This is a genomic window from Leclercia sp. LSNIH8 (genome assembly GCF_002920195.1).
In the GTDB taxonomy this organism is placed as follows: Bacteria; Pseudomonadota; Gammaproteobacteria; order Enterobacterales; family Enterobacteriaceae; genus Enterobacter.
Map to the genome: position 1 here is coordinate 157,077 of NZ_PQJY01000006.1, position 25,894 is coordinate 182,970.

A 25,894-nucleotide genomic window follows, 5' to 3' on the forward strand; every position below is an offset into this window, starting at 1 on the left:
AAACCTATGACTTTCAATACTTCTAAACTTAATAAAGTTTCCGCTAAGCAAATCTGTGATAACTTTGTAAAAGCACATCCTGATTTGTTGGAAGGTGCTGTTATAACAAAAATCGAAATCAGTGGTTGTCAGGGCTCTCGGCGTACCGATAAAATCGAACTGTCCTATGGCGGCGATGATATAACGGACCAGAAGAGCGTGTCTAAAAGTGAAGTTCGCTGGATAGACATAAAGGCACTGAGTTTCAAAAGCACTATCACTAGTCGAATTTCAACACTCTGTTCACGGTTGTGTATCCGCTATAGCAATATGTGGATTTTGCCTGTCGAAAGAATGGAGGAGTTTCTGGAAGAGGCACAAGAAATTGAACGTGAATTTCAAGCCGGTATCCAGAATGTGGTTGATAACTATGACACTCATATTCAGGCTGAGAAAGATCGCAGTCCGTTGATGTCAGATTTAATCGACCAGTTGAAATTAACGAAAGATGATTTTATTAAATCATTCCGGTTTAATCTGGCGCATTTCATTCCGTTTTCACCGATTAGTGTGGAGGGGGATGAAACACAGGACTTTTATCAGGAACAACTGATAATCGATTTGGCCGATGAAGCTATGAAGGTTTATGCAAAAATCAGTAAAAATGATAATTTGCGTTCCAGCACGATTGACCGATTAAAACAGATGCAAGATAAAATCATTAGCTTTATGTTCATTCATAAAGAGGCGGTTGTTCTTGCAGAAGCTATCAAGCACGTCATGAATAATTTACCCAAAGGCGCCATTTCTTCTCCCCGTGATGTTGCGGTGTTAAAGCAATGGTTCTATTTCATGAGTGATGCGTCAATGCTGAAACGTATTATTTCTGGTGAGCAGAAAGTAACAGATTGGCTGGATTCCATTACCCGGTCATTCAATATTGATTCACAGGATAATACGGCTAACTCTCAGAATGCTTTTGAGGATGATGTTTTTTCTTCAGCAAATGTGTTCAGAGAAGATCCGCTTGAAGAAGTTGAGAAAAACGCAGTAACTGCACCTTTGTCTGCTGTTGTCCCTGAAGAAGATGTTTCCCTTCAGGCCAGTGGTAGTAATAGTGCTTTTAACAGCGAACTCGAACTGAACGGCTGGTGATTTAGTCTTGTAAAAATAACCCCAGATGGGTACTTCACCATCTGGGTGAGTACCCTTTATTAATTAAAGGTACTCAAATGAAATTTGATTTGAAATCTTCACCCCGCCATATTCAACGCCTGACGAATATAGCCAGCGTGATAAGCGGTATAAGTGGTCTTAATGTTGTAATAGACAATAAGGTACATACACCTTATTTCAACAGCGAAAAGAACGTTTGTGTATTACCTAATGGTGATTATAGCGATGAGAAATTCGTCAAGCTAATTGAAGGGTTTATATGTCATGAAGCTGGACACGGTCGCTATACAGAACATGAAGTATACCGTGAAGCTTTTGTTGGGGAACTGATTAATGCAGATGGCTTCATCAGTATAGATGATAAGCTGAACGCTGAATTTCAAACCCTTAAACAAAAGAAAATCGCATATGCCAGGGCTTACCGTCTACATGGACTTATTAATCTCTTTGATGATGTCCAGATGGAAGAGAAAACGGGTATTAACTATCAGGAGGCAAAAAAGCGCCTCGCGGTAAGTTATGCCTTGATGGTTGAAGCTGGGCGAATGACGGTTGATGTTTCTTCAAGCCCTCAAAACCCTGTTCAGTTTATTGAAATGTTCCTGCTTAATACATTGCGGGTTAACGTTCTCCAGCAAGAAGGGCATAAAGAAACGCTTGATCCATTTTTCGATTATGCAAAGAAAATCCTTGAGCCTGTAATTTTAGAAGTTGATGAGATTATTCATCAGGCTCTAAGTTGCAAAAGTACGCAAAATTGCGATTCTCTGGCGCGTAAAACCTTGGCTCTTTTAGAGCGTTTACGGGATGAAGCCAAAGAGAAACAGCAAGAAGAGGATCAGAATAAAGACCCGCAAAACGACACAGACAATTCATCTGGCTCTGAGAATGAACCTGATTCCGAAACCAATGGTGACAACCAGGGTGAAGGGGATGGAGATTCCGAAGAGCAAGACGATGATGCTGGTAATGGTAAAGCACCTATGGAAGATAATGAGCCGTCAGAGCAATCTAAAGGGGATGAAGAAAGTGCTGAGAGCGGTAACGGTGAACCTGATGGAGAGCCCGAAACCGATGAATCGGCTAACCCTGACTCGTATGATGCTGACGGAACTCCTTCCCAAATCGACAGTTCCAATGGAAATCCTTCCGATGGGGAAAGTAACTTTTCTCCTGAGCAGTGGAGTATCCTTGCCAAATTGCTGGATGATTTTCTTAACAGCGATGAGGAAAGTGAAGATTTTCATGAGGCTCTTGCAAATGAAATCTCCGTAATTGCTGCCAGTGTGTCGGATGAGGTTAAAGCTGAATTTGGTGCAAATGAGTGGGATCTTCCAGATTTGCTTATTGATCTGAATGTCTACAATGAAGCATTAAATATCAGTCAGACTCTTGGGGCAGACTTATCTGTTTTACAGCAGGTAAAAATGCGTGGTCAATTTAAAACCCGTGATAGAGGCTTGTCATTCGACATTAATCGATTGATCCAGTCTCCGATGGGTGTGAGGGATGTATTCCGGTCGCAAAGCGAATCTAAAAACCGGGGCCACGTCGGCTTGGTTATTGTTCGTGATATTTCAGGTTCTATGATTCTGGATCACCGTTATATCCACGCAATTAAGACTGACCTTGCATTAACTTTGGCGATTGAAGCTAATTCAAAAATGCACGTTGCTAATGTGATTTATCCGTTTGTCGACAAAGACTTTGAAGTTATCAAAACGTTTGATGAAAACGCGGAAGAGACGCTTTCAAAATTTTCACTCGGCTGTAAAGGGAATAATACCCCAACGGGTTCCGCCTTAATGGCTGCTGTAGAATTGTTACTTGAAAGCCAGTTTGACAGGAAAATTGTTTTCCTTATTACTGATGGTTATCCGACAGAGTCTGATTACACCATTAGTGATGTTCTTACGGTAGCTGAAAGTAACGGTATTGAAATCGCTGGTGTAGGCATTAAAACTGATGAGTTAATTGGTTTTGATGAGGGCACCTTCGTAAATGTTGATGATATTTCTTTACTGCCGAATGTGGTCAGTAAATTAGTACATCAAATTCTATCTAATTAACTCTACCCAATCGGGGCAAAATGACGCCCGGTTGGGTCGTTTTGCTCCCTGAAGGATTAAGGAGCAATATATGACTCAGATAAAGACTTACCGTGTCGAGTATGAAAAAGTCGGGATGATGCATCGTGTCCGTATTTTTGGTCGCATGGGTGAAGTTGTCAAAAGTGAATTGCCAAAAGAAGTAATTCTCCGGGATGTATCTATACCGGAGGGTAATGTAAAAATGGCAACATCAATGGTTGATGGTTTTATCCAGCGTCTTGAAAATAATGGCTTCAAGTCTGAAGCGTAATTGTTAAGGGCCATTATGGCCCTTATTCTTAGATTCTGCGTTGTGGGTTTCTCCCTGTTTTCTGCATCGCAGAGGGCATTGAGAAACCCACAATGCCAGATAAGAGAGAACAAAATGACTTATGCATCACCGGCTGTTAAGCGTACACCACATGAAGTATCTGAGCACTTTATTAAAATGGTTCACGCTCGTGTTGCGGAAGCCTCTGGCTGGCGCTATGTATTCGATAGAATACCGGCATTTAAAGATGCTTGTGATAAAGCACCTAGCCAGGTTCCTTGCCCCTTCACCGGGGACGGGAAATCAAAGTTCCGTTTCCGAAAAAAAGACCTCTATACCGGTTGTGCTATTCACAATGATTTCCCTGTGAATGCATTTTGTGACGGTATTGATGTGCTGGCAGAGTATTACAAGTTGAGCAAAACCCAGACTTGTAAGAAGATCTTGACTGATTTCTTTGGTATGGATCTGTACGCTCCGTTAACTGATGCGGATCTCGAAAGTGAACGGCGTTATAAATCAACAGTTCGTGCAACCGAAACGCTTGATAGCGATGAAGTTGAAAAACGGCTGCGTAAACTTGAAGTGTTATATCACTATACAGGTGAAATCAAGCCAGGGAGTCCTGTGGGCATGTATCTCCGAAATCGTGGTCTTAAACGAATTCTGAGTAATCTGCCTAAGGATCTTGGTCTGAACAACCGACTTTACTATATGGATAAGTCACTAGAGAAACCGTCAACTTACCCGGGAATGATCGCAATTTATCGTGATACACGGGGACGTCCTCTGACAATCCATAGAACGTTCGTAGAGAAAAATGGTGATAAGGCTCGGGTAGAGAATCCGAAACTGATGATGAAACCGCCTGCCGATATGACCGGCGGCTCAATTCAGCTGTACGACCCACACTACAACTCAGGTACCCGTACCTGGACGTTAGGTGTGGCTGAAGGCATAGAAAACGCGCTGTCAGTAACTGAAGCGACTTCAACACCGTGTTGGGCTGCGAGCTCTGCCTGGTGTCTTGAAAACGTTGAAGTGCCGGATAGTCTACTGCCTCCTCCGGATGTGAAAGAAATACAGTTTTACGTCTGGGCGGATAAGGATGTTGTGAATTCAAGAGGCGCTTGCCCGGGTATGGAGTCAGCAATACGACTTCAGGCCCGAATGGAAGAGTTTTTTGCAAAGCGATATCCCACTTCAGAGCTGACAATTAAAGTCTTTGAACCAGATTTCGATATTCCTGAAGGGACGAAAGGAATCGACTGGAACGAAGTATTGAAATTAACAGGACCTGATGGCTTCCCAGTAAAATGGGCTCCTGAATGTCTTGCTCAGCTTTAAACCCGATAACTCCCCCGCCTTTTTAGGTCGGGGGGGGTTATCTCTTTAGTGTTTAATTTCATAAATACTAAACAGATAATTAGATTTCCTTCGTGAAAATCACCTGTTATTCAGGTTTTTTTTACGGCTGAGATGCTTGCTCAGTTAAATAAATGTGCGGTACATCTGGCTACGGTCGGTTGTATGACGTGGTATATCCATATAACTCAAAACCCCTGACGGGAGTATTACCGTTAGGGTGATGCTCATCGTTTAATATAAGAGAGCATTGTTATGAAAACTGAAAATCAAGACTTATTTAATAAGTTTGCTGCTGTGATTTCATCTCGTATCGTTGAGCAACCATCATCATGCTATTATCTTCATGATAGTGAAGTTGACCTTACGATTTTAAAACACAGCATAATAGATAAGGACAAAAACCTGTTGTATGTAATTCGCCCTTCAGGTACATGTTTGTTACGCTGTGATAAATATTTTTTTCCGAATTACTATCTTACCTGTCGTGGAGATTATAAAGCATTCATTTATGTGCATTTTAATCTTGCTACAGGAAAAGCGGAAGATATCACGTGGCAACAAGCTTTAGAAGTTTTGTCCAAACCGGGAAGGCCCCCATTGAGAGGTTCTCTTGGAAGATTTGATTATTTAAAACTTGTGGTTGATGATCTTCGTACCCGTGGTTATGCCGATTTTCTACCGGCATATAATCTGGATGGACTTCGTCATTTTGCAGTAAAGGATGAGCGACCATCTCTTGTCAGTTATATCGACAATGTCATAGCTCTTTGCGCATAAACATATCACATATTTTAACTACATCCCTGATGGCCAATCCCATCGGGGGGGCCCTCAGCATTTAACCTGGAGGCCTTATGAAATTAGCTACAGATCTTGTCAATGCAGTTCTGATAAAGGATGGTGTTGTACCGGTTTCCATTACTGAGATGCCTGTACAGTCTCTTGTAAATCCTTTGACACAAGTGCATCTCAGCCTGTACCTGAAAACAACGCATTTATCGCGGTTCGTCCCTGACTATGTCGAGACTCTGAAAGATTGTCCGGTATCGTATGATATCGGCCTTGAACTTCAGCAGTGTATCAGCAGTGCTGAATTGCTCTGCGAAGACATGGAATCGCTTGAATTTATCTCTGTATGGATAGAACTCTATACGTGTAATTCAAAGCAACAACGGTTTGAGGAAAGTAACTTTTCTCTTCGTTCCGAAGATATCGAGCTGGCTAAGATGCTAGCTTGTTCCCATGATCTCTTGATTAGCCAGGCTGCTTGTTTCTGGCTTTTATATTTTGATGACTTCATGAGATATGTGCGTAATAGACTCTGTACTTTACTCAGAGAAGTTTTAATACTGATTGCCGGACTGCGGAATGCATTCTTGCACCGTAATGAAGATCAGTTAATTAAGAGAGTGAAGTACGGGAATGAAATGCTGGAGGTAACTCTTAAAGCTATTGCACTATGTTCAATGGACCGGTATCTGAAATCATTTACCTCTTTACGAACAGAAGCGGCAGCTTCGGGTTTTATCAAATGTGTTAAGTCTTATATCAGTACAGGGTGGAGACATGGTTATATAGTCTGTCACTATTATCGAAATGGACAGTCTCTTGGTAAGTCATTACCACTTTTTATAAGTGAGACGTCTGAATACAGTATACAGAAACGAGTAAATCGTCTTATATCTTCCACGATATCAGGGCGAAATAAAGATTTAGGTCTTTCTGATTTCTGATTAACACTACCCATCTGGGGATTACTCCCCTGATGGGCGTAATCCCTTTTTATAACGAGAGGATTACATGAAAATTATCGAGAAAATCATTAATGCATTTCTGATGTCACGCAATCACGCTGTGAAGGTCAGCAATGTTATCTGCTTAACTGGTTGTGACGGTAAATTTACTGGTATACGCTGTGACGCCGATGTTTCATTTGATTTTCTTCATTCGTATGCTAACGCATACAGTTCAATATTTTTAGATATCCCGTTCCCTGGGTTCGAAGACCAGAACATTACGGATTGTGTTAAACGTCAGTTAGATGTAGTGAAAAATAAGCAGAATCGGTCTTTCTTTATTGACCATATTAGATTCCCGGTTACTGTCAAGGAAGGATTCACTCTACAGCGCGGTGGTAGTTACGACGTGACTGATAGTGAATATAACAAGCAACGATTGCTGCATTTAACTCGACATGGACGTTTTGGTGAAGACTATCTCACGTACAAAGAAGGACTGAGTCCCTTCTTTTCATTTGTGAATGTAGAATTACATGAAACTATGAAGGAAGGTATTCGTTTAGCACTTGATGTTTTAAATAAGATAACAACTGACCAACCTGACCGTCTTATAAAGGACTTTAAATATCATGACTGTTACAATAGTTATAATGTTCAAATATTTTGTAAGGGGTTGCCAGTTGATATTCTGGAAACGATGATCGCACCTGACTTTTTGTCATCCGACATGTCTGGTAGTCGTCAGATCATCAAAAATGCACGCCGCTATCTTAAAGGCTTTGCCCACAGTAATCGTGTTTACATGAAGTACGGTTGGCGCTTAGCGGATATCGACACGTCTGATTATGCTAAAGTCATGTCAGATAAAGAAATGCATGCCAGAGATGATCTTAAAATGTTTTGCGGTGTCTTTGTTAAAGAGTGCTTCGCATCCGGAAAAGATGAATACGAAGCCTACCTTCAAGAAAGACAACACGCTATTCGTTACGGGTATTAAAACTTATTTTCAACTTATCTAATCCCTGAGGGAACTCTTCCCTTGGGGAGAATTCCCTCTTAACCGAGGGCAATAAAATGAAAGCTATTTATAAATTAATTGAAGCGATGCTGGTGAAGATGGGTTTTGAAGGTGCTGCGATCCAAAGTGTCAATCTGGAAACCGGAGTCATTCAGAGTCTTGTTGTGAAGGTTGATATTCCAGTCCGGACTTTAAAACCGCATTTAATGCGTTATCTGCGCGACTGGGAGCCTTTATGGGGCCCTGACGTGGATAACCATCCTGTTGCACAATATTGCTCAGGAGCTGCGTTGTTGAAGGCTGGGCCGGTCACTCTTGAAACCTTGCAGTTTGAGGTTTCAGTGTCAGCAGCTCACCTGCGTCTTGTTGATGTTGAGCCAGACTGGCTGAATGAAGGTGTGAACCGTGAAAAACTGGACTATGTCTATTATCGTTCCAGCAATGCAGACAAGGATTTAATCCTTGGTATGGTTGAAAACGGTCACAATTTCATCAGCCATCTTCATGGCCAGTTACGGTCACGCTTATCTCAGGTTCTTCCGCTTATTTTCGCAGTTACAGAAAAGGTTGCGGAAAGTTCAGTTCCACAAGTGTTAACCAGGTTCTTCAGTGTTGACCATCAAATCAATACTCAGATAGTAGTTGAACCGGTACCCGTTTCAGTTGCAGACCAGATAATTTCTGCCAACTGGGATGTGAGTAGTATTTCTGGGGCTGACAAGTTCCTGAACCATGTTAATCGTTACCTGTCGGGTAGGGTGATGAAGCGGCGCATTTACGCTGTTATTGAATCTTGCAACGATGGCCCTTTAACTCTCGACGCGAATCTAGGTTGCTTTACTTCACCTCTTCTCGTCACTGAGTACAAAATGGTTCAATCGCATTCTTCATCGCTGTACAGAAAGGCTATAAATAACTCGCTTAAGCAAATCAATTCGTATGCTCCAGAGCATTCGGATGATCTGCTTTACATGTAATTAATAAATAACCCTAAGGGAAGCTCAATCCCTTTAGGGGATGCTTCCTTTATTCTTTCAAGAGGAAGTAGATATGTTTAATGAAAACGATGATATAAATTTTGTTAGCGCCATGCTTAAAAAACAACTTGGTCTGACAGTAATTCAACAGGATATTAAACTGTTTGATAAGTCTAATTTCTTTGAACAACTCTCATTCAAAGCAGAAGTGGCGACTGATGATTTGTTATTCTATCTTGATTCATATATCGAAGAGTTGATAAAACATAAAGCGCCGTATTCTGAAACCGAAGTTCTCCGGAATAAAATCAAATACCTTTTTAAAGTATATGAAAAGTCTGGGTTTCAGAAAATAACAATTCGTGGTTATCATAATGCGCATAGCACTATGAAATTTTTCGATATAGCAACATCAATATTGGCGGCCTCAGAATCGTTGCCTGAATATGATGAATTTCAGAAAGGTCTCAGAAAGGAAATTTATCAGAATAGAATGAGTGTTGACGGGAAAGTTCTTATTGCCCGGTATGCACTGAAGCAATTTTTCCATTCTGATTTTGGCGACTTTATCTATGAGTTTGAGAAAAAAATAACAGAGTGTCTATTTAATTCTCTTCAGGTTATCAAGTCTGTTAAAAATTCATTTCATAGTTTAGGTCAATATCAATATCACCGTCGTGTAAATCATGAACTGATGTTGCATCTTGAGCTGAACACTGATGAATACCCGGCTTGCATGCCTGATCTTTACATTGGTTTCAATGAGTCTGAAGGCACGACGGGGGCGTATTGCGATGATGAAAAACTCATTCGTCTTTATACCTGCGTAAGTTCCGGACACGATGTGCCGGTTATGATGAACGTTCGTTTCACTGGCAGTGATGGGAGTGTTAAGTGTGAATCCTCGCACGGAACCTTCTCTTCTGTGGGACCTTGTGGCCGAGTACAAATCTGTGACAGAGCAGCGTTGATCCATGAAGCGATTGAAGAGTTTCGGGACGGTGTTTAACCGGTCCTCATTCTCACCTCATCGTAAAAAGTAACTTTGTTCGACTAAATGATTGCGTTCACTTTCCTGTTTAACTGGCAGGATAGAATGATTTAGAAAAACATATTTTTATCCACCCACTGGGGAAGTTGCTCCCCTATGGGGCACTTCCTTTCAATTTTCCTGAGGAAGTGAAAATGACTAATTATACTGATAATCAAAACTACGTTCGTGCAGTACTGGCAGACATTGGCATTGATTTTGATGAGACAGAGATTCATATCAATGTCTCTCACTGCCAGGGCGACGAGGTTTCTTTTTCTTGCAGTATATCAGCCAGTGAATTAAGACAGTCTGTGGACCATTATGCGGAAACGCTTAATGCTACTCAACTGGATGGACTGGATGCTAATACCCTCAAGAAGCGCCTGGTTTACTTCCTTGAGGTCTTCGACCAAGTTTCCGGTCAGTATCTGGATATCTCTGGTAAACACTACGCGACTAGCCGCTTTGAATACGATGATGTCTGTTGTGATATCCTAAGTCTTTCTGCGGATAGCACACAACCTGGTGGCTATGATCGTGAAGAATACAAAAAACTGATGGAAGTTGATGGACAGGTTTTAATCGCCCGTTTTGCACTGGAACAATTCTGGAATACGCATTTTATTGGGCTTATCAACTATGTATCAGATGAAATAACATCCGGTCTTCATGATGCTTATCGCACTTTCAGTGATATAAGCATGGCCGCTTATACATTTAGTGAGTATTCATATTCACGTCGAATTACCGACGAACTGAGTCTGCATATTTCACTTCAAGAGGACGATTTCGACGATCAATTAACCGATTGTTATATGGATGAAACAACGCTGCCGTCCGGCAAAGTAGTTTTACGTCGTAATAATGAATCGATTATTGATATTTATGAAAGTTATGCTGCAAAATCTTACTTTCATATGGTTGCTCATGTTCGAGTCCTTGATCAAGATGGTGAAGTCGTTAATGAACTTTACCAAGGGGTGAATGTATCTGAATTGACTGGTGGCCGGGTTAAAATCCATGACCGTCAGGATCTAATTTATGAAGTATTCTCCACATTACGTAAACTCATCCCCGCTACAGAGGTTAAAGTCTCCGTTGCGGCATGAGTGCTGAAGATAGTTTTATATCTTCAGTTTTTTATACTCCCAAGAAGGCACGGTTATCCGTGCCTTTTTTTATTCCTCAAATCTGTTCTTTAATCCGCTATATTTCAACGTACTCATTGACCGATATGATTAACTGCATTGCTCTCCGGTCACAGCTCTTCATAAACCATCCGTTACCTTCCGCATCAACTCCAATCCAAAATGACACTCTTTCTGCTGCTTCCTTTCCTGCTCCGGTTAGTTTCAATTTTTTGACACGTGTTTCCGTTTCCGGCCGCAATCAGTCTACATGCTGGAGACTGCATAAATAAAATTTACTTACTTTGTTTTAGTTTCGCGAAAATAGGTCTCTTATCCGAAAAATGGAACGATAGAGATTTGTATACTGTTTAAAACAAAGGAGTGACTATGCCTGCCACCATAAGTCTGAGCAATATCCCTGTGAACTCGGTCTTTTCCCACGACCAAAGCCAGTTCTCTTATCGGCATGTTGATTTCAGTATTGAGTTGCTGCTTTCTTCGGGAAGTGACTCACAGCTGGAGTATCTTTTTCTCAAACCGGCAGCTGAAGTAAAGGCCGATCTACAGCGTCGTTTAGGCCGTGGGGAACTCTTTGTGACAACAGACAGTTGCGACAATTTTAGCGAAGTCTATGGCTGTATGGGACACGATTGCTGAGGGCTTTATAAAGGCAGGCGTCCGATTTTATAACAATACGAGACACAAGCACCTAATGATGACTGAATCGTTCTATGACTGGGTTGTGTACTGCATCACGGGCGTAATAATGGCGTCGGCGCTCCTCGAAGGAAAAAGAACCCGTTTCCCGGCTGCATTTTTTTACGGAAGCATTGTGCTTCTGGTTGTTTTGATTGTGGCCGGTGGCCTGAACTGGTGGTTTTACCGGTCAAAATTCGGCTCAGTCGTCGTTATTTTTGCTGCTACAACACTGTTAATGACCCGATTCAGGATGGTCATTTATGCGCTCAGGTTTCGGTCGCTGGTTGCAGGTCTGCAATCACACGTTAACAAGGGGTTCAGGATAATCCTCGTTTTACCCGAAAATGAGGACGAGAAGATCGTATTAATGAGCATGTTGTCTAAAAAAATACCCGCAGGCGCGTTGTTTTATACCCAAACTGCTCTGGGTCCATATTCAGGGGATCTACTGCATGCATTGGGACAAAAGCATCTTATGGGCGAAGGTTACCTGCTTCTCTGTGAGCAACAACTTCCTGCCCGAACCTGGCTAAGCACTGTGGAAAACGGTGAACCAGAGACGTCTCTTGCAGTCAATTTTCATTCGATCCCTGATATGGAGTGATACCCCTATGTACAATACCGATTCACAGACCGTACCAGCTGACACCCTGTGTGAAAGCAGTTCTCAGGTGAAAATTCAGTTAAGTCGAAGTGCCTCCCGGGCGCTGACGACGGCGAAAGAAATTCTTGAAACCCGGGGACTGGAATCTGTATCAACTGAAGATCTCGTTCGGGCATGCCTCGAAGAAAATCATCCTCTCGATCTGGCCAGCATCTATCTTGAGCATCGACTAAAACAGAAGGGGACCAGCATCTGCGAATTTTAGCGTTTTGCAACCTATTGGGGAAAATCCGGAATGTGTTTAAATAGCTGTAAATAAAGCAATCTACAGGTAAATCATGAAAAGCAATCTTCATCCTTTTGGAGCGTCTGGCACGAAACGAGTACTCAAAACGGACATTGCGTTGTCGCTGCTCTGTTGGATGTTTACCAGTCCCTTTAGCAACTGGACCGAAAAATATTTTACCGGCACAGAGGTGCCTGAAGCACCGATGCCCGAGTTGGGTCAGGCACCTGAGGCTATCTTTCGATTTGTGCTTAATGATGATGGTTTTGATGTTGGTTATGACGCTGTGGGTATGGATCTCTGCTGTTTCTCTATCCCACTATCTGCAATGCCAACAGTAAATCTCGACGAAGAAGAGACGTTATCCAGGCTGACTGGCGAAATGATCCACGGCGTACTGCTTTCTCTGCCTGAGTACCTTGAGATGCCAGACAGGCTTGTCTATCAGCTAAATGATGAGGTAATGGCGTTCAATTCACACTGTGGCAACGGAATTCTCCATGGATGGACGTCAGCGCAAGAGCTGTGGCGAAACGAGATCTTGCCACGCACACCTATTTTGATGCAGCACACCTCAGTCATTCACTGAGTTCCGGGGGCTCTGGATGAAAAAGCGACTTTACCTGTTGGAATGGAAACTTTGTGAGACACGAGCCTGGTTAGGATGGATGGTTTTTTGGTTGATCATCAGTTTTATGCTGTTATCTGCGATGTTGATGACAGGGCATTTGCTAAACAAGTTTGTCCTAGCGCCCGTCTGGCTGTTTATCTGGTGCTCTCCCTGGTTATGCTTCTTGTTGAAGGTACGCGTGACCGAGATTGATAAAGGGCTGGTGAATACCCTTCAGCTCGGAGGTTTACCGGTTTGTCGGTGGAGCCGTCCTGTAGTTCCCGGCATTTGGTCTGTTGATCGAATGAACGGCCGCTACAGGCTGAACCGTATTGGCACGGATGGCCTAACGGTACATTATCCGTGGCGCTTGCATTATCAGCCTTTGTTCCTGACTCCGGATAACCAGATTTCTGATATTAACGGGGGTAAACATGAATGAAAAATATGACGCTGTAGTGAGTGCAGCTACCTCCTGTCTGTTGTATGTCCGTGAAAACGGAAGGTCAGGCCTCGGGGAATGCCCGGTGGCGTATTCGAATGAACTCATCAACAGATGGCTTAGTTCGGCTGAACGTCGTAATTTGCATTCTCGTCAGTGTTTGCGTTCGATCCGAACCATTCTGAAGCAAGCCAGAAAGTGTCGTCAGCCTGATTTTAAGAGCGTGATGCATTTGCTGGTGGAAGGTAATGGCGTTATCCCGGATGTTACAGTATCGGATTTGGGTAATGTGCAGAGTATACGAAATGAACTTATTGGACTGGGCTGGTGGGTGAAGTTCGGTGTACCGCTGGACTGGCAGCGTATCAATCTGCAACACAGGCCTGTCAGTTTTGGCCTTTTGTCCGACCTTAATCGTTGTTTCAGGCATGACGGCCAGCAGGCTGAACCTCTGCCCCTTTATACAACAGGCAATTCCGATGAACTGCGGAAGGTGTTGGAAAAGTACAGCTACCGGCTGCGTATCGCATCTTCAGAAGTGGTTGAGGATGTAACGGTGTTGCGCTGTTTTATTGAAACCGGAGTGATGAATGTCCAGTGAAAATTTACCTTTCTACCGTGATCGGATTCTGGAGCGAATTGAACAGCTCAGAGCCTTTCTGAATAACCATCAGCCGGTGATGGCGGAACTGATGACTGTGGGGGCCGTCACGCGCCACGAAGAGCGGCTGAAAGAGGTTACCCCAATTGAGGTGAGTACTATTTCTGATGCCTCTGTAGATGACATTATCCGTGTATTTCAGGATTTTTGTATCGATGACATCGATGTACTCAGCAGGAATTCAACGAAAGTAACGACCAAATATCCGGGGCTGATTATTGTTCCTGAGGGTGCCGAACTGCTGAGCAGAATTATTCGCGATATCAACGACGCCAAAACTGACTTTGCCTCAGCTATGAAAAGGGTAAATGATCAGAAACACATCCGCTTTGAGGAAGTTCACCGTAAACTTCCCGGCCTTGTGACAGTGGCGTCTACTCGCAAAATTATGTTTGTGGAGGCACGGCTTAAAAAAGTTACTTTTTGCTGGCGACTAAACCGGAACCAGGTAAAAACCAACGCCAGTGAGCTCATCGCGATGCTGGATAAGCGTCGTACGGCAGCGGTCAAATCGCCAGCGACCACTGACCTGACAGTGGTTGCGAACATCGATAGGGCGAAGGCATTACTTGAAAGAAAGGTCCTACAAGACGGGGATGCGTTACGTCTTTGTCGGACCAATACCTTCCCGGTTCCGATCGCGCATCTGTTCTCATACCGTCCTGAAGGCACGGAGCGTGGAAGTAGCAAATACGCCGAGACGGATTACAAGGTGGTGAAAGCCTCACTGCCCATTTTCGCTGTTGGACAAAAGCCAGCATTTAAAGGTCTTCAGAACTGGGTGCCTGCGTCGGATGACGCACCGTCAAATGCACGAAGGATCAACCATAGCTACACGGAGCTTGTACCCGGTGCGGATCTTGGCATTTTCATTATGAGTAAGGTCTGAGGAGAAAAGCATGCAATGGATCTCCACTACCAGCCAGAAGCTCGATGAGAGACTTTATCGTGTCTGTGTCTGGGTGAAAAAATACCACGAGGACGCTATTAACCGTGTTGTATTGACGGTGGATCTCAGTAAAGCCCGACATGACCCGGGAGAGGATAAGGTACGGTCCGAGTTACTGTGTGGCCATTACTTTCTCATGAGGAAGGAAAACAATGCGAAATCGGCGCCAGCGGATCAAAACTTTGAATTTTTACCTGACGGCCGCAACCTGAGCTGGCAGACGTCGACCCCGGGGCTTCAGCAGCTTCTGCTGAACAATAATGTACCGGAGTCCCTCAGGACCCTGGCTGATTATATTCACATACGTCTGACCAAACTGACAATGGTCCCGATGTCGGGAACCATAATGAAAGCTGCACAGGAAGACAGTATCAGCTGGGTGAAAGTGGATCTGCGATATTTCTGGCAGTATGAACTGGTTGATTCCCATCTGGGACCTGTCCAGGTGTCTCATAAGGCGCTTGTGCGTTTTGGCCGTCTGGCTAAACACGATGAAAATGCCAGCGCTATTCGTATGCTTCGCCAGCGGTTGTCATCACCATTTATTCAGGAATATGAGATGCCTGAGGAGGAGCTGAAGCGTAAGCAACAGATCATGAATACCGCCGATGTGAAAATGCTTTTTCATGCTCATTATCCGGGGCAGAAATTGCTGTTGGCCCGGTATGCCAATGGCTGGGTGCTGGTGGATTGTTTCCTGTTCCACCATATCAAACCCAAAAAGAAGGCGAAAAACAAAACCAAAGCAGGCAAATCAGAAACACAAAATATAAAAACGACGGGGAGTGAGGATCATGGAACTGGGCATTATGGTGTGCATCGTGTTGTTACTCTCACTGGCAGCGGTGTGGATCAGTAACAAGGCGGTGGGATTACTGGAAATCCATTATTTTAAGCGACCGCTGAGCATGGAATATGCGGCGTGGCTGAGGGTGATGTGTGCCGGTTTGTTGTTTATTTTTATCCAGATGGCCCCGGCATTCACGTTTCTGTATACGCTTAAGCTGGTGGCACTGTTAAACTTGGGTGTGCAAACTATGAAGCTTAACGGCGTTTATAAAATGAAACGCACAGGTATGCTGCCGCCGAAAGACGCCCTTCAGGATCTGAACCGGTTTAATCCTTTCCGTAAGAAATAACCCTCAGCAGCGCCCGCATGGGCGCTACTCATCCAGCGCTCCGCGCATGAATTGCGTCATCGCTTTTTTACCAGCTTCAATGTTACGGATATAGCGTGAAACCATCTCCGCGTTGCTCCAGTTACCCATCTCCATGATCTGCAAGAGCGTATACCCGGCATGAGCAAGTTCGATGGCACCGCCTACGCGGACGCTGTGACCGGTCCAGCATCGGGTGCCCGTTTCCTGCGGATGAAGCTCTTCCCAAAGCGCTTCAAAGGCCCGGAGTAGCGTGTTCTTACTAAGCATACCCTCATCCTCGACGGGAATGGGTTCGCCATTTCCCCCGAGCGGGGTTCGGGTAGGCAGATAGGGCATGTTATGGTTTCTCAGCAGCGCATTGATTTCGTTACCCTGGCTTCGTAAACCCCATTCAGGTGGCATATATCCGTTATCCTGAAAGTTAACGGCCTGAAAGAGATAGTCCTTCGGATGGCTGTATTGATCCCTTCCGACCATACCCATCAGCCTTCTCAGTGTGGCTGTGAGGTTAGGGGTCAGATGATAGGTGAGCAGGGTACTGACAGTGGATTTTGTCCGGTATACCGTCAAGGTAAAGCTGCCGGTCTTTTCATCCAGCACAAGGTCTTCCATCCGAATTCGCCTGATCTCCGCTGAGCGAAGCAGTGTTTCAAACCCTGTCCAAATTAGGCAAAGGTCGCGGAGTTTGCGCACCGACTGCGTCGTACTGTGTGCTTTAATCAATGCCTTTAGATCCGTCACCATGAATGGCGTAGCCTGGCGGGTAACTTTCTGCTTTCGGGCTTCAGCCTGTTCGAGGGCCGCAAGAATATAACCCACTTCAGATGTGATGATCCCAGGCTGATCGAGTGCTTTCCTTTGGATACTGTTCAGGGCATGCAGGCACCCTTTAATACTGCTTCGTGACAGTGACTTCTGAAGATGGTCTAAATAGGCCAGCAGTGGAGTTTCAGTCACCGGGAGAGAGCTGGCGGGCCAATCTTCGTTCACCTCCTTTCCTGCATTTGCCTGATACCACTCATTCCAGGAACGCAGCCAATGGAGATACGTCTTAGCCGTATGGTATTTCAGGTGAGAAAAATAGCGGATGAGGCGCATCAGTTGCTTGTCATTAACTTTAACCGTAGACAATTGTTGATGGAGATCGTTGTCTGCAAACCGTCTGGTTACTGGCTGGCTATTCATTGTGTCCACCTGAATACACTGTTTTTATTTACAGCCATTTTAGCATTGCGGTACCTGCTTATGAACAGGTTCCGGGCAACAAAAAAGTGCCGGTGTCAAGTCTTTCGCGCAAATCAAGAAGGACTTGAAACCGTATATGGGACAGTAGGTTAGCTCCTTTCGGGGCCGCTTAGAAGAAGAGCGGCGTTGTCGGCTAGGAGCGACATAGGAGCGTTGGGAGAGAAAGCCGCATCGCACTGTGTAGTGCTGGATTGCCGAGGAACGGCGGGCCTGTCGCATCATCATAGCCCAACAGGCTCGGCGGCATCCAGAATGAAGAACGCGCAGCCTGGGCTGCGCGTTCGATGGATGCCGTTGAATAGCATGCGGTGCAATCATGGCGGCTTCGGTGGTGTGCTGCGGGTCGCCGTGCCCTTCCTGAATCCTCGATCCCCCGCCATGAACGCTTCCAGCATATGCGGGATCAGCGTCGCCGCATCAACGGCCTCGCCATACGCCTGCGCGTGTAGCGCGGCGTAGCGGTCGAGGTCGGCTTTCAAGCTGGTCGGGCAAACGAAAGTCAGCTTGGTGCTCTCGGTCTTCGGCAGCGGGCCGAGCCGCAGCTTCTTGGTCGTGCTCATCGTGAAGTCCCCCGGTTGAAGAACAGCGGCTGGTACCGCCGCAGCACCAGATCCCGGTTGACGATGATGCGAACCGGCAGGCCCGGCCGTTGCGTTAAGGTCGGCTGGATGTTGAGGTTGCGCCGGGTCATCTCCTGGCCGACCTGATTGATGCTGTCCTGCGCGCTGTCGCGCCCAGCGATGATGACGCGATCACCATCCTGCCGGTTCTCCGGCGCGGCCAGCTCGGCACCGACGCCCAGCAGCGTGGTGAGTGCCGCACCGGCAAAGATGCGGCCCCAGTGGTAGTCCACATCGTCCTCCAGCCCGGCATAGCCGGCTGGGTCGGTGCCGGCCAGGTTGTCGAGCGTGAGCGAAGACGTGTCCGGCAGGATGATCCGGTTCCAGACGACTTGAACGCGGCTCTGCCCGTAGCTGACCTGGCTGTTGTATTTGCCCAGGATGCGCGAACCCTGCGGAATCAGCAGGAAGCGCCCGGAGGCTGTGTCATAGACCGGCTCCGTCACCGTGGCGATCACGTCGCCGGGCAAGTCCGACTTAATCCCCGTCACCAAGGCACCTGCGACCACCGTTCCGGCCATGACCTGATACGGCGAAGTTGGCAGGGTCAGATTGCCGGAATTACGGGTTTCAGTGGAGCCACCTTTCAAGAAAGCCTCTTTATGGTCTTGCCGGTTTTGCACCGCTGTCGGGTCAGCAGGCTGGGCCGCCGTGGAGACCGGCCCGGCCGCCAGCGGGTCAAACACCGCATTGGCGGCGAAGCCCGGCGCAGCGGCCACCTGTGTCTGCGCCACCGGCGCCGCATTCTGCCCTCCCGAGCGGAAGAACACGGACGAGGCCGCGGCCGCTTCGGCTTCTTTGCGCAGAGCATCGTTCGGGTCGTGGCCGGGGGCCGCGTAGGCGGCCGTCGCCGGCTGCTGCGACTTCACGATGGCCGGGCCAAGATCGCCCGGCAGCGGCGGCCCCAGTTCGGGAACGGCAGGCGGCAACGCCGGCGGCAGCTTGGAGTAGTCCGTCGGCAGCGCATCCAGTCCTTCAGACTTCGAGACACGATCGACGTTGTAAAGCTCGGTCTGCTCGCCCGCACCGCGCCGCTGAGGTTGCAGCGACCACATCACCGCGCCGAGCACGGCCACCGCCAGGACGCCGGCGAGGATGGCCAGCGTGCGCCGATTCAGGCGCGTGACCGGGCGCGGCTGGGCGCGAAGCGCGACCGCCTCGGGAGCGATCTTGCCCGCCGCCTGCGGCGCGGCAAGGTCGGGAGTGTCATCCTGGCTCATGGTCAGTTCCTCCGCGCAACGCCATCGGTGCGCTCGATCCGCACCACGTCGCCGCCGTCGCCGCCCAGCCGCAGTTCGGCCGCGCCGAACAGGCGATCCACGACGTAGTACGGCGCGCGGAAACGGTAGTTCACCAATTGCCCGTCGCCCTGCGCGCCGATGACAAACAGCGGCGGCAACTCGCCCTGGGCGATGCCCGCCGGAAACTGGATATAGACCTTCTCTCCATCATCGAAGGCGCGTAGCGGCTTCCACGGCGGGTTGCTGCCCGATACCGCGTAGCGGAAGCGGATCTTGTCCAGCGACAGGCCCGTATCGACAGGCGTTGTCGCCTGCGCAGCCTGCGCCTGGCGCTGCAACGCGAGCATCCGGTCTTTCGGGTAGTCCCAGGATACCGACGCCATCCATGCCTTCTCGGTCGAGGTCAGCTCCAGCAGGTAGGTGCGCCGACTGGTGGTGATGACGAGATTGGTTTTCAGGCCGGAACGGATGGGCTTGACCAGCACATTGACGCGCAGATCGGCCCCGCCGCCGCTGGACGTGTCGCCCACGATCCAGCGCACGGTATCGCCGGCGGCGACCGTCACCAGTTCCTCGCCCGGTTGAAGCGAAACCACCGTCACGCGCCCCGGCGACGCATAGACCTGATAAAGCGCGCCATCGGTGAACGGCCACACCTGAATCGCGTTGACGTAGCCCTCACGGGTAGGCGCGATACGCGCTTCTGCATTGGCACGGGAAACGCGCACCTTTTCGTCGGCCGGCTCCGGCGCAACGGGGGCCTCATCGAGTTCCGGCAGCGGCTTCAACTGCGCCGGCAGCGCCAGCGGTTCAGGGACGGCGACGACTTCGACGGGCTTGGGCGGTTCGGGCAATGGCTGGGCCAGCACCGGCTCGTCGAGCGAGATGGACGGCGGCGGCTTGCCCTGCGAGGCGCAGCCCGCGAGGGCCAGCAGCGTCAAAGGAAAAACGTAAAGGCAGAAACGAAGTTTCATGGTTTGGCTCCTTCGGAAGAATCCAGTTCGCGGCTCCATGACAGGCCGTTGACGTAGATACCCAATGGGTTCTTGCGCAAGCGCTGTTCAGTACGCGGGGTTTGCAGGACGGTCGAAAGCACGGCGTTCCAGCGTTCGGTGCCGGCGGGCGCACCGTTGACATAGCGCTGCTCTGTCCAGCGCACGTTGAAAGACGTGTCGCTGGCGCGAACCACGCTGGTGATTTGCACCGTTACCGATTCCTTGCCGATGCGGGCGAATGGGTCATTGGTGCGGGCGTAGTCGTTGAGCACCGCCGCGCCCTTGTCGGTGGTGTAGTCGTAGGCATCGAGCCAGTTCTGCCGCACCACGATGGGGTCGATGGACAGCGAGCGAACCAGCGTCACGAAGCGCGCCAGGTGGTGCGCGATCTGCGCGTCGCCGGGCCGATACGGCGTAGCGGCCTTACCTACAGCGCGCACCTGCCCGGCCTGATCGACCTCGATGACATAGGGCGTCACGATGGACTGCGCCGAGCGCCACACCAGGCCGCCGGCCATCAACAGCGCGAGCACTAGACAGCCGAAGGCCATCAGGCGCCAATTCTTCGCCTGCACGCGGGCGGAGCCGATACGGTCGTCCCACACCTGGGCGGCGGCTTGATACGGGGTGGCAGGCTGCGGCGTATCGGCGTAGCGCACCTGCGGTCGTTTGAATCGCATGGGTGTTCTCCTTGAAGGTTAGGTATCGGAATCCCGCAGGCTCGGGCCTTGCCCGGAGCCGCCGCCGTCGCCCCCGCGCAGCGTGTGGGCGGCAGTGGTCGCGGCATGGGTAGCCTGCTGGCGGCGGTGCATCCGCTTGGCCCAGGCCGGTTGCTCTTGCTTCTGCGAGCCTGCGGTGCCGTCTGCGGTCTGGCCGCGGCCAGCACCGTCGCTGCCGGCTTCTGTGCCGTTCCAGCCAGCGCGGAAGGAGTCGGCCACCTTCTGCCCAACAGCGGAAGCACCAGAGGTGACGCTGCGGCCTGCGGCTTGTGCGCCGGTCTTGGCGACATTGCCGAGGCCAGCCGCCGCGCCCTTGGCACCGCCGCCGGCCGCAGCGGAACCGGCCTGGAACGCCGATCGGGCACTGCCGGCCGCCGAAGTCGCGGCACGCGCGCCGGCACCGGCCAGCTTTGCGGCCGCCGGGGCCATTCGTGCCCCAGCCATGACGGCGCCGCCCACTCCCGTTGCGGCGGCTCCGATGGCAACGCCGGTGCCGACAGCCCCGACCGCAGCACCAGCCATCGCGCCCGCACCAAGCTGTGGCGCACCGGACACCAGGCCGGTGGCGATACCGGGGCCGAAAATGCCCAGCGCCAGCAGCGCGAGCGAGGCCAGCATCACGACCAGCGCGTGGTCGATTGATGGTTCGTCGGGATGTACCTGGAACTCGGCAAACAGCCCGGAACCAATGCCGACGATGACGGCCAGCACCAAGACCTTGATGCCTGACGACACCACGTTGCCTAGCACCTTTTCCGCGAGGAACGAGGTCTTGTTCCAGAGTGCAAACGGGATCAAGACGAAGCCGGCGAGCGTAGTCAGTTTGAACTCGATCAGCGTGATGAAAAGCTGTACGGCCAGCACGAAGAAGCAGAGGATCACCACCAGCCAGGCGATGAACAGAACCACGATAGGGTCGATGTTCACGAACACCTCGGGGAACCCAGCCATGTCCCCGATCTGTTCCAGAATCGGCGCGGCTGCGTCGATGCCGGTCTTCGCCAGCCGGCCCGGCTGAAGAAAGTTCTCCATCGTGATGGCCGAGCCGGTAGCGGTGATTCCCAAGCCGGCGAACGAGCGGAACACGATGCTCGCCAGCCAGTTGAAGTTGCCGATGATGTAGGCGAACGCGCCGACATAGAGCACCTTGCGCAGCAGCTTGGCGATCACGTCGTCGCCCTGGCCGGTGGCGTGGCTCATGGCCCAATACAGGCCAGCGATCGTCATGTCGATGACGATGAGCGTGGCGGTGAGAAATGCCACTTCGCCCTGCAATAAGCCGAAGCCCGAGTCGATGTAGCGCGAGAACGTATCGAGGAAACGGTCGATGATGGTCACGTCGTTCATGGCGAATCCTCGGGCGGAGTGAGCGGAACGGCGCCCTCTGGCAATTCATCTGCGGGCGTATCGAAGCTCGGCGGAATCGGCGGGAGTTCAGCCAGCGAGTTGTATTCATCCGGCCCGGTATGGCCGGCGAAGAAGCGCCGCCGGAAGGCTTCGGCGGCGGCGCGGCAGGCATCCTCGCCCATGGCCTGCCGGTCGACCGCGCATTGCCCGCGCAACGCCTTGAGCCGCACCGGATCTGCGGCCAGGGCGTCGGCCAGGTTCTCGGCCGGCTGCTGGCCGCACGCGGTCAGCAGCACGGCCAGCAGGACGGAAGCGCATCGCATGGCCGCCTCCGGTCAGTTGTTGTAGAAGTTGACGGACTGCGGCGTGTACGGCGTGCCGGTGCCGAGGAAGCGCCGCCGCACTTCGCGGGCGCGCTCCATAGCCGCCGCTTGCCGCGCCAGTTCCAGCGAAGCGGCCCGGTCTTGCGTGATCTGGAGCTGCTGCGCCTGGATCGACTGCTTGGCCTGCAAAGCCAGGAGCTGGTTCGTCGCCTGCATCGCTTGCAGCGCGCCGGTGGCCGACTGGCTCTGGCTCACGAGGTCGGCCAGCGCGCTTTCGTCTTGGGCGAGGTTCTGCGACACCTGCGCCTGCATCCGCATCGCGGTGTGCAGGCCGTTCAAGGTGTTCTGCCAGCGTTCGCGGGCATCCTGTGCCATGCGGTCGCCGCTGATGGTGGAGGCGTACTGTTCCGGGTACAGGCGGGCGAACGTGGCATCCATGCTCTGCACGTCGTAGGCCAAGCCGCGCGCCTCGGCGATCAGGCGCTCGGTGGTGGCGAGCGTCGAGCGCAGGCGGTTGACGATGTTGAAGTCGAGATTTGCCAGGTTCCTGGCCTGGTTCATCAACATCTGCGCCTCGTTCTGGAGCTGGTTGATCTGGTTGTTGATCTGTTCCAGCGTGCGCACGGCGGTCAGCGTGTTCTGCACGAAGTTGGACGGGTCGAACACCGTCAGCGCGGATGCGGGCTGCACGGCCAACAGCGATACCGACAGCACAGCAGCGAGTGAGACAGAGAGCAAACGGGGCTTGGTCATCATGGCGAAACCTCCAGCGGTTGAGAAGCGAGAAAGGAAGCTGCCGCCGGAGCGGACGGCAGCAGGTCGGCGGCCCAGCCGAGGCCGCGATGGCGCAGCCACGCGCCGGCGAAGCCGGGAGCGCCGGCCTGCGTCAGCACGCGGTCAATGTCGCGTTGGTCTTGAGGGGTGGATGCGCTCGCGAATGCGAGCGCGACAGGCCCCAGGTCGAGGTCGAACAGGCGATTGCCGAGGCGCGACTGGTAGTAGTAATCGCGCTTGGGCTGGGCGGTCGCCACGATCTCAATCTGGCGGCTGCTCAAGCCGAAGCCTTCGTAGATCGTGCGAATCTGCGGCTCGGTGGCCTGCGGGTTAGGTAAGAAGATCCTGCTCGCGCAGCTTTCGATGATGGCTGGCGCGATGGTCGAGTCCTTGATGTCGGCCAGCGACTGCGTGGCGAAGATGACGCTGACGTTCTTTTTTCTGAGCGTCTTGAGCCATTGCCGGATGCGGGCCGCGAAGGACGGCTCATTGAGGAACAGCCACGCTTCATCGAGGATCAACAGCGTGGGCGCGCCGTCGAAACGTTCGTCGAAGCGGGCGAACAGGTAGCGCAGCACCGCTTGCACGGCGGCCGGGCTGTGCATCAGTTCTTCCATCTCGAAGCCCTGCACGTCGGCCATGCCCAGCCGGTCGTGGTCAGCGTCCAGCAGCTTGCCGTGTGCGCCGCCCAGCACATAGGGCGCGAGCGCTTGGCGCAGCGCGTTAAACTGCAATAACACCGACAAGCCGGTCATGGTGCGCTGCTCCACCGGCGCACCGGCAAGGCTTCTCAGCGCCGACCAGATGGCAGCCTTCTCGTCCGGGCCGACCGTCACGCCTTCGTGCAGCAGCCGGCCCTCCACCCATTCGGCGGCCCAGGTGCGGTAGCCCTCGTGGGCAATTCGCGCGAGTGGCTGGAAGGCGATGCCGCCATCGGCGCCGAGGTCATAGTGCTCACCGCCAAGGCCGAAGATGGTGGCGCGCATCGAGCGGCCCATGTCGAAGGCGAAGATCCGCGAGCCGAAGTAGCGCCGGAACTGCATGGCCAAGATGGCGAGCAGCACCGACTTGCCCATGCCGGTCGGCCCGGCGACAAGGGTGTGCCCCACGTCGCCGATGTGCGTCACCAGCCGGAACGGCGTCGCGCCATCGGTGCGGGTGACGATCAGCGGCGGGCCATCGAGGTGTTCGTTCTTCTCCGGCCCAGCCCATACCGCTGACATCGGCATCATGTGCGCCAGGTTCAGCGTCGAAACGATGGGCTGACGCACGTTCGCGTATGCGTTGCCGGGGACGGACGACAGCCAGGCATCGACTGCGTTGAGGGTTTCGGGGATGGTCACGAAACCCCGGCCCTGGATGACGCGCTCCACCATGCGCAGCTTCTCGTCGGCCACGGCCGGGTCGGCGTCGAGCACCGTCACCGTGGCGGTGAGGTAGCCGAAGGCGACTTGATCGCTGCCCAGCTCCTGCAAGGCGGCATCGGCGTCGGCGGCCTTGTTGCTGGCATCGGTATCGACCAGCGGGCTTTCCTGCTGAAAGATCGTTTCGCGCAGCAGCGCGATGACGTTCTTGCGCTTGGCGAACCATTGGCGCCGCAAGCGCCCCAATTCCCGTTCCGCCTCGGCTTTGTCCAGGCACAGGAAGCGCGTACTCCAGCGATACGCAAAGCCCAGGCGGTTGAGGTCGTCCAAGATCCCCGGCCAGGTCGAGGTCGGGAAGCCTCGTACCGACACCACGCGCAGGTGCTGATCGCCCAGCATGGGCGCCAGGCCGCCGACCAGCGCGGCATCGGCAAGCAGTGCGTCGATATGGAACGGCACGTCGGGCACGCCGACGCGATAGCGCCGGGTGGAGACTGTGGCATGCAGGTAGGTCAGCGTCTGGCTATCGTCCAGCCAGGCAATCTCCGGCATCACACCATCGAGCAGGTCGAACACGCGATCGGTCTCTGCCACGAAGGAATCAAGCCGACCACGCCAGTCCACACCCTCAGTGGGCCGGTTCTCGTACAGCATCCCAGCCGCACGGGCGCGAGACTCTTGCGGCGGTAGGTGTTGCAACGTGAAGTGATAGACGCTCTCGAAATGGCCATCCGACTCCTCGAACGCCGCGCGTCGCTCCTCATCCACCAGCCAGGACAGTGGTTCGGGAAAGGAGGATTGCGGATAGCTCGATGCCCGCATCCGCTCGGCCTCGATATAGAAGGCCCAGCCAGACCCGGTACGGCGAAGCGCGTTGTTCTGCCGCGCCGACGTGGCAATCAGCTCGCCCTGTGTCGCACTGTCCAAGTCGGGGCCGCGAAACTGGAACGTGCGTTGAAACGAACCATCTTTGTTCAGCACAACGCCCGGCGCGACCAGCCCGGCCCAGGGCAGCCAGTCGGCAAGCAAGGCCGGGCGCTGACGATATTCGGCAAGGTTCAGCATGGCGTCCTC

28 protein-coding genes are annotated in these 25,894 nt (G+C 51.1%); 19 read left to right on the forward strand and 9 right to left on the reverse strand.

What is annotated here, in order from left to right; translation table 11 throughout:
• The first annotated feature begins 6 nt into the window (after nt 1-6).
• The 19 genes from C3406_RS17905 (at nt 7) to C3406_RS18000 (ending at nt 16,171) form a co-directional block, all read left to right on the forward strand.
• Nucleotides 7-1,134 (forward strand): DUF3150 domain-containing protein, encoded by a 1,128-nt coding sequence (locus C3406_RS17905; RefSeq protein ID WP_015063132.1) that lies wholly within the window; start codon nt 7-9, stop codon nt 1,132-1,134.
• 77 nt (nt 1,135-1,211) lie between these two features.
• Complete coding sequence (locus C3406_RS17910) at nt 1,212-3,224, forward strand: vWA domain-containing protein (RefSeq protein WP_022652174.1); 2,013 nt, start codon at nt 1,212-1,214, stop codon at nt 3,222-3,224.
• A 70-nt stretch (nt 3,225-3,294) separates the two neighbouring features.
• The gene (locus C3406_RS17915; RefSeq protein WP_015063134.1) at nt 3,295-3,516 is read left to right on the forward strand and encodes a hypothetical protein; all 222 of its coding nucleotides are present in this window, start codon (nt 3,295-3,297) and stop codon (nt 3,514-3,516) included.
• A 114-nt stretch (nt 3,517-3,630) separates the two neighbouring features.
• Complete coding sequence (locus C3406_RS17920; RefSeq protein ID WP_032610499.1) at nt 3,631-4,863, forward strand: DUF7146 domain-containing protein; 1,233 nt, start codon at nt 3,631-3,633, stop codon at nt 4,861-4,863.
• Between the two features lie 273 nt (nt 4,864-5,136).
• The gene (locus C3406_RS17925) at nt 5,137-5,661 is read left to right on the forward strand and encodes a hypothetical protein (protein ID WP_022652175.1); all 525 of its coding nucleotides are present in this window, start codon (nt 5,137-5,139) and stop codon (nt 5,659-5,661) included.
• A 77-nt stretch (nt 5,662-5,738) separates the two neighbouring features.
• Nucleotides 5,739-6,617, forward strand: a complete 879-nt coding sequence (locus C3406_RS17930) for a hypothetical protein (RefSeq protein WP_015063137.1) — start codon at nt 5,739-5,741, stop codon at nt 6,615-6,617.
• 67 nt (nt 6,618-6,684) lie between these two features.
• Nucleotides 6,685-7,620, forward strand: coding sequence for a hypothetical protein (locus tag C3406_RS17935; protein ID WP_015063138.1), 936 nt, complete (start codon nt 6,685-6,687; stop codon nt 7,618-7,620).
• Nucleotides 7,621-7,697: 77 nt separating this feature from the next.
• Nucleotides 7,698-8,618: a hypothetical protein gene (locus C3406_RS17940; RefSeq protein ID WP_022652176.1), complete on the forward strand. Its 921-nt coding sequence runs from the start codon at nt 7,698-7,700 to the stop codon at nt 8,616-8,618.
• Nucleotides 8,619-8,691: 73 nt separating this feature from the next.
• On the forward strand, nt 8,692-9,627 hold the full coding sequence (locus C3406_RS17945; RefSeq protein ID WP_022652177.1) for a hypothetical protein: 936 nt from the start codon (nt 8,692-8,694) through the stop codon (nt 9,625-9,627).
• A gap of 176 nt (nt 9,628-9,803) precedes the next feature.
• The gene (locus C3406_RS17950; protein ID WP_022652178.1) at nt 9,804-10,760 is read left to right on the forward strand and encodes a hypothetical protein; all 957 of its coding nucleotides are present in this window, start codon (nt 9,804-9,806) and stop codon (nt 10,758-10,760) included.
• A gap of 408 nt (nt 10,761-11,168) precedes the next feature.
• Nucleotides 11,169-11,438, forward strand: coding sequence for a hypothetical protein (locus tag C3406_RS17955; protein WP_015063142.1), 270 nt, complete (start codon nt 11,169-11,171; stop codon nt 11,436-11,438).
• Nucleotides 11,439-11,547: 109 nt separating this feature from the next.
• Nucleotides 11,548-12,084, forward strand: a complete 537-nt coding sequence (locus tag C3406_RS17960) for a hypothetical protein (RefSeq protein WP_223203164.1) — start codon at nt 11,548-11,550, stop codon at nt 12,082-12,084.
• A 7-nt stretch (nt 12,085-12,091) separates the two neighbouring features.
• Entirely contained in the window at nt 12,092-12,349 is a 258-nt protein-coding gene (locus C3406_RS17965) for a hypothetical protein (protein ID WP_015063144.1), read from the forward strand.
• 73 nt (nt 12,350-12,422) lie between these two features.
• The gene (locus tag C3406_RS17970) at nt 12,423-12,959 is read left to right on the forward strand and encodes a hypothetical protein (RefSeq protein WP_015063145.1); all 537 of its coding nucleotides are present in this window, start codon (nt 12,423-12,425) and stop codon (nt 12,957-12,959) included.
• Nucleotides 12,960-12,975: 16 nt separating this feature from the next.
• Complete coding sequence (locus C3406_RS17975; protein ID WP_015063146.1) at nt 12,976-13,422, forward strand: hypothetical protein; 447 nt, start codon at nt 12,976-12,978, stop codon at nt 13,420-13,422.
• Nucleotides 13,415-14,023, forward strand: a complete 609-nt coding sequence (locus tag C3406_RS26560; protein ID WP_015063147.1) for a hypothetical protein — start codon at nt 13,415-13,417, stop codon at nt 14,021-14,023. The genes C3406_RS17975 and C3406_RS26560 overlap by 8 nt, the downstream gene beginning before the upstream one ends.
• Entirely contained in the window at nt 14,013-14,972 is a 960-nt protein-coding gene (locus C3406_RS17990; RefSeq protein ID WP_022652180.1) for a DNA replication terminus site-binding protein, read from the forward strand. Before C3406_RS26560 ends, C3406_RS17990 begins: the two co-directional genes overlap by 11 nt.
• A 10-nt stretch (nt 14,973-14,982) precedes the next feature.
• The gene (locus C3406_RS17995) at nt 14,983-15,891 is read left to right on the forward strand and encodes a hypothetical protein (protein ID WP_022652181.1); all 909 of its coding nucleotides are present in this window, start codon (nt 14,983-14,985) and stop codon (nt 15,889-15,891) included.
• Entirely contained in the window at nt 15,827-16,171 is a 345-nt protein-coding gene (locus C3406_RS18000; protein WP_015063150.1) for a hypothetical protein, read from the forward strand. Before C3406_RS17995 ends, C3406_RS18000 begins: the two co-directional genes overlap by 65 nt.
• 24 nt (nt 16,172-16,195) lie before the next feature.
• On the opposite strand, the gene C3406_RS18005 is transcribed toward C3406_RS18000, so the two are convergent.
• The 9 genes from C3406_RS18005 to trbE form a co-directional block, all read right to left on the reverse strand.
• Complete coding sequence (locus tag C3406_RS18005; RefSeq protein WP_015063151.1) at nt 16,196-17,377, reverse strand: tyrosine-type recombinase/integrase; 1,182 nt, start codon at nt 17,375-17,377, stop codon at nt 16,196-16,198.
• A gap of 374 nt (nt 17,378-17,751) precedes the next feature.
• Entirely contained in the window at nt 17,752-17,997 is a 246-nt protein-coding gene (locus C3406_RS18010) for a DUF2274 domain-containing protein (protein WP_006378741.1), read from the reverse strand.
• Nucleotides 17,994-19,277, reverse strand: a complete 1,284-nt coding sequence (locus tag C3406_RS18015; RefSeq protein WP_016487820.1) for a TraB/TrbI/VirB10 family type IV secretion system protein — start codon at nt 19,275-19,277, stop codon at nt 17,994-17,996. Before C3406_RS18015 ends, C3406_RS18010 begins: the two co-directional genes overlap by 4 nt.
• A gap of 2 nt (nt 19,278-19,279) precedes the next feature.
• The gene (gene trbG / locus C3406_RS18020) at nt 19,280-20,272 is read right to left on the reverse strand and encodes a P-type conjugative transfer protein TrbG (RefSeq protein WP_016487821.1); all 993 of its coding nucleotides are present in this window, start codon (nt 20,270-20,272) and stop codon (nt 19,280-19,282) included.
• Nucleotides 20,269-20,973 (reverse strand): conjugal transfer protein TrbF, encoded by a 705-nt coding sequence (gene trbF, locus C3406_RS18025; protein ID WP_006378793.1) that lies wholly within the window; start codon nt 20,971-20,973, stop codon nt 20,269-20,271. Before trbF ends, trbG begins: the two co-directional genes overlap by 4 nt.
• 18 nt (nt 20,974-20,991) lie before the next feature.
• Nucleotides 20,992-22,359, reverse strand: a complete 1,368-nt coding sequence (gene trbL, locus C3406_RS18030; RefSeq protein WP_006378795.1) for a P-type conjugative transfer protein TrbL — start codon at nt 22,357-22,359, stop codon at nt 20,992-20,994.
• Complete coding sequence (locus C3406_RS18035) at nt 22,356-22,682, reverse strand: hypothetical protein (RefSeq protein ID WP_006378798.1); 327 nt, start codon at nt 22,680-22,682, stop codon at nt 22,356-22,358. The genes trbL and C3406_RS18035 overlap by 4 nt, the downstream gene beginning before the upstream one ends.
• A 12-nt stretch (nt 22,683-22,694) precedes the next feature.
• On the reverse strand, nt 22,695-23,438 hold the full coding sequence (gene trbJ / locus C3406_RS18040) for a P-type conjugative transfer protein TrbJ (RefSeq protein WP_006378800.1): 744 nt from the start codon (nt 23,436-23,438) through the stop codon (nt 22,695-22,697).
• The gene (trbE, locus tag C3406_RS18045; protein WP_006378801.1) at nt 23,435-25,885 is read right to left on the reverse strand and encodes a conjugal transfer protein TrbE; all 2,451 of its coding nucleotides are present in this window, start codon (nt 25,883-25,885) and stop codon (nt 23,435-23,437) included. The genes trbJ and trbE overlap by 4 nt, the downstream gene beginning before the upstream one ends.
• Nucleotides 25,886-25,894: the final 9 nt, after the last annotated feature.

Excerpts from the sequence above, each read along its gene's own strand:
- C3406_RS17920 (WP_032610499.1), top strand. The coding sequence starts at position 3,631 with ATGACTTATGCATCACCGGCTGTTAAGCGTACACCACATGAAGTATCT.
- C3406_RS17935 (WP_015063138.1), top strand. The coding sequence starts at position 6,685 with ATGAAAATTATCGAGAAAATCATTAATGCATTTCTGATGTCACGCAAT.
- C3406_RS18010 (WP_006378741.1), bottom strand. The coding sequence starts at position 17,997 with ATGAGCACGACCAAGAAGCTGCGGCTCGGCCCGCTGCCGAAGACCGAG.
- C3406_RS17965 (WP_015063144.1), top strand. The coding sequence starts at position 12,092 with ATGTACAATACCGATTCACAGACCGTACCAGCTGACACCCTGTGTGAA.
- C3406_RS18005 (WP_015063151.1), bottom strand. The coding sequence starts at position 17,377 with ATGAATAGCCAGCCAGTAACCAGACGGTTTGCAGACAACGATCTCCAT.
- C3406_RS17950 (WP_022652178.1), top strand. The coding sequence starts at position 9,804 with ATGACTAATTATACTGATAATCAAAACTACGTTCGTGCAGTACTGGCA.
- C3406_RS17925 (WP_022652175.1), top strand. The coding sequence starts at position 5,137 with ATGAAAACTGAAAATCAAGACTTATTTAATAAGTTTGCTGCTGTGATT.
- C3406_RS18000 (WP_015063150.1), top strand. The coding sequence starts at position 15,827 with ATGGAACTGGGCATTATGGTGTGCATCGTGTTGTTACTCTCACTGGCA.
- C3406_RS18015 (WP_016487820.1), bottom strand. The coding sequence starts at position 19,277 with ATGAGCCAGGATGACACTCCCGACCTTGCCGCGCCGCAGGCGGCGGGC.
- C3406_RS17930 (WP_015063137.1), top strand. The coding sequence starts at position 5,739 with ATGAAATTAGCTACAGATCTTGTCAATGCAGTTCTGATAAAGGATGGT.
- C3406_RS17995 (WP_022652181.1), top strand. The coding sequence starts at position 14,983 with ATGCAATGGATCTCCACTACCAGCCAGAAGCTCGATGAGAGACTTTAT.
- C3406_RS17990 (WP_022652180.1), top strand. The coding sequence starts at position 14,013 with ATGTCCAGTGAAAATTTACCTTTCTACCGTGATCGGATTCTGGAGCGA.
- trbJ (WP_006378800.1), bottom strand. The coding sequence starts at position 23,438 with ATGATGACCAAGCCCCGTTTGCTCTCTGTCTCACTCGCTGCTGTGCTG.
- C3406_RS26560 (WP_015063147.1), top strand. The coding sequence starts at position 13,415 with ATGAATGAAAAATATGACGCTGTAGTGAGTGCAGCTACCTCCTGTCTG.
- trbG (WP_016487821.1), bottom strand. The coding sequence starts at position 20,272 with ATGAAACTTCGTTTCTGCCTTTACGTTTTTCCTTTGACGCTGCTGGCC.
- C3406_RS17905 (WP_015063132.1), top strand. The coding sequence starts at position 7 with ATGACTTTCAATACTTCTAAACTTAATAAAGTTTCCGCTAAGCAAATC.
- C3406_RS18035 (WP_006378798.1), bottom strand. The coding sequence starts at position 22,682 with ATGCGATGCGCTTCCGTCCTGCTGGCCGTGCTGCTGACCGCGTGCGGC.
- C3406_RS17960 (WP_223203164.1), top strand. The coding sequence starts at position 11,548 with ATGGCGTCGGCGCTCCTCGAAGGAAAAAGAACCCGTTTCCCGGCTGCA.
- C3406_RS17975 (WP_015063146.1), top strand. The coding sequence starts at position 12,976 with ATGAAAAAGCGACTTTACCTGTTGGAATGGAAACTTTGTGAGACACGA.
- trbE (WP_006378801.1), bottom strand. The coding sequence starts at position 25,885 with ATGCTGAACCTTGCCGAATATCGTCAGCGCCCGGCCTTGCTTGCCGAC.
- C3406_RS17915 (WP_015063134.1), top strand. The coding sequence starts at position 3,295 with ATGACTCAGATAAAGACTTACCGTGTCGAGTATGAAAAAGTCGGGATG.
- C3406_RS17955 (WP_015063142.1), top strand. The coding sequence starts at position 11,169 with ATGCCTGCCACCATAAGTCTGAGCAATATCCCTGTGAACTCGGTCTTT.
- trbL (WP_006378795.1), bottom strand. The coding sequence starts at position 22,359 with ATGAACGACGTGACCATCATCGACCGTTTCCTCGATACGTTCTCGCGC.
- C3406_RS17970 (WP_015063145.1), top strand. The coding sequence starts at position 12,423 with ATGAAAAGCAATCTTCATCCTTTTGGAGCGTCTGGCACGAAACGAGTA.
- C3406_RS17945 (WP_022652177.1), top strand. The coding sequence starts at position 8,692 with ATGTTTAATGAAAACGATGATATAAATTTTGTTAGCGCCATGCTTAAA.
- C3406_RS17940 (WP_022652176.1), top strand. The coding sequence starts at position 7,698 with ATGAAAGCTATTTATAAATTAATTGAAGCGATGCTGGTGAAGATGGGT.
- trbF (WP_006378793.1), bottom strand. The coding sequence starts at position 20,973 with ATGCGATTCAAACGACCGCAGGTGCGCTACGCCGATACGCCGCAGCCT.
- C3406_RS17910 (WP_022652174.1), top strand. The coding sequence starts at position 1,212 with ATGAAATTTGATTTGAAATCTTCACCCCGCCATATTCAACGCCTGACG.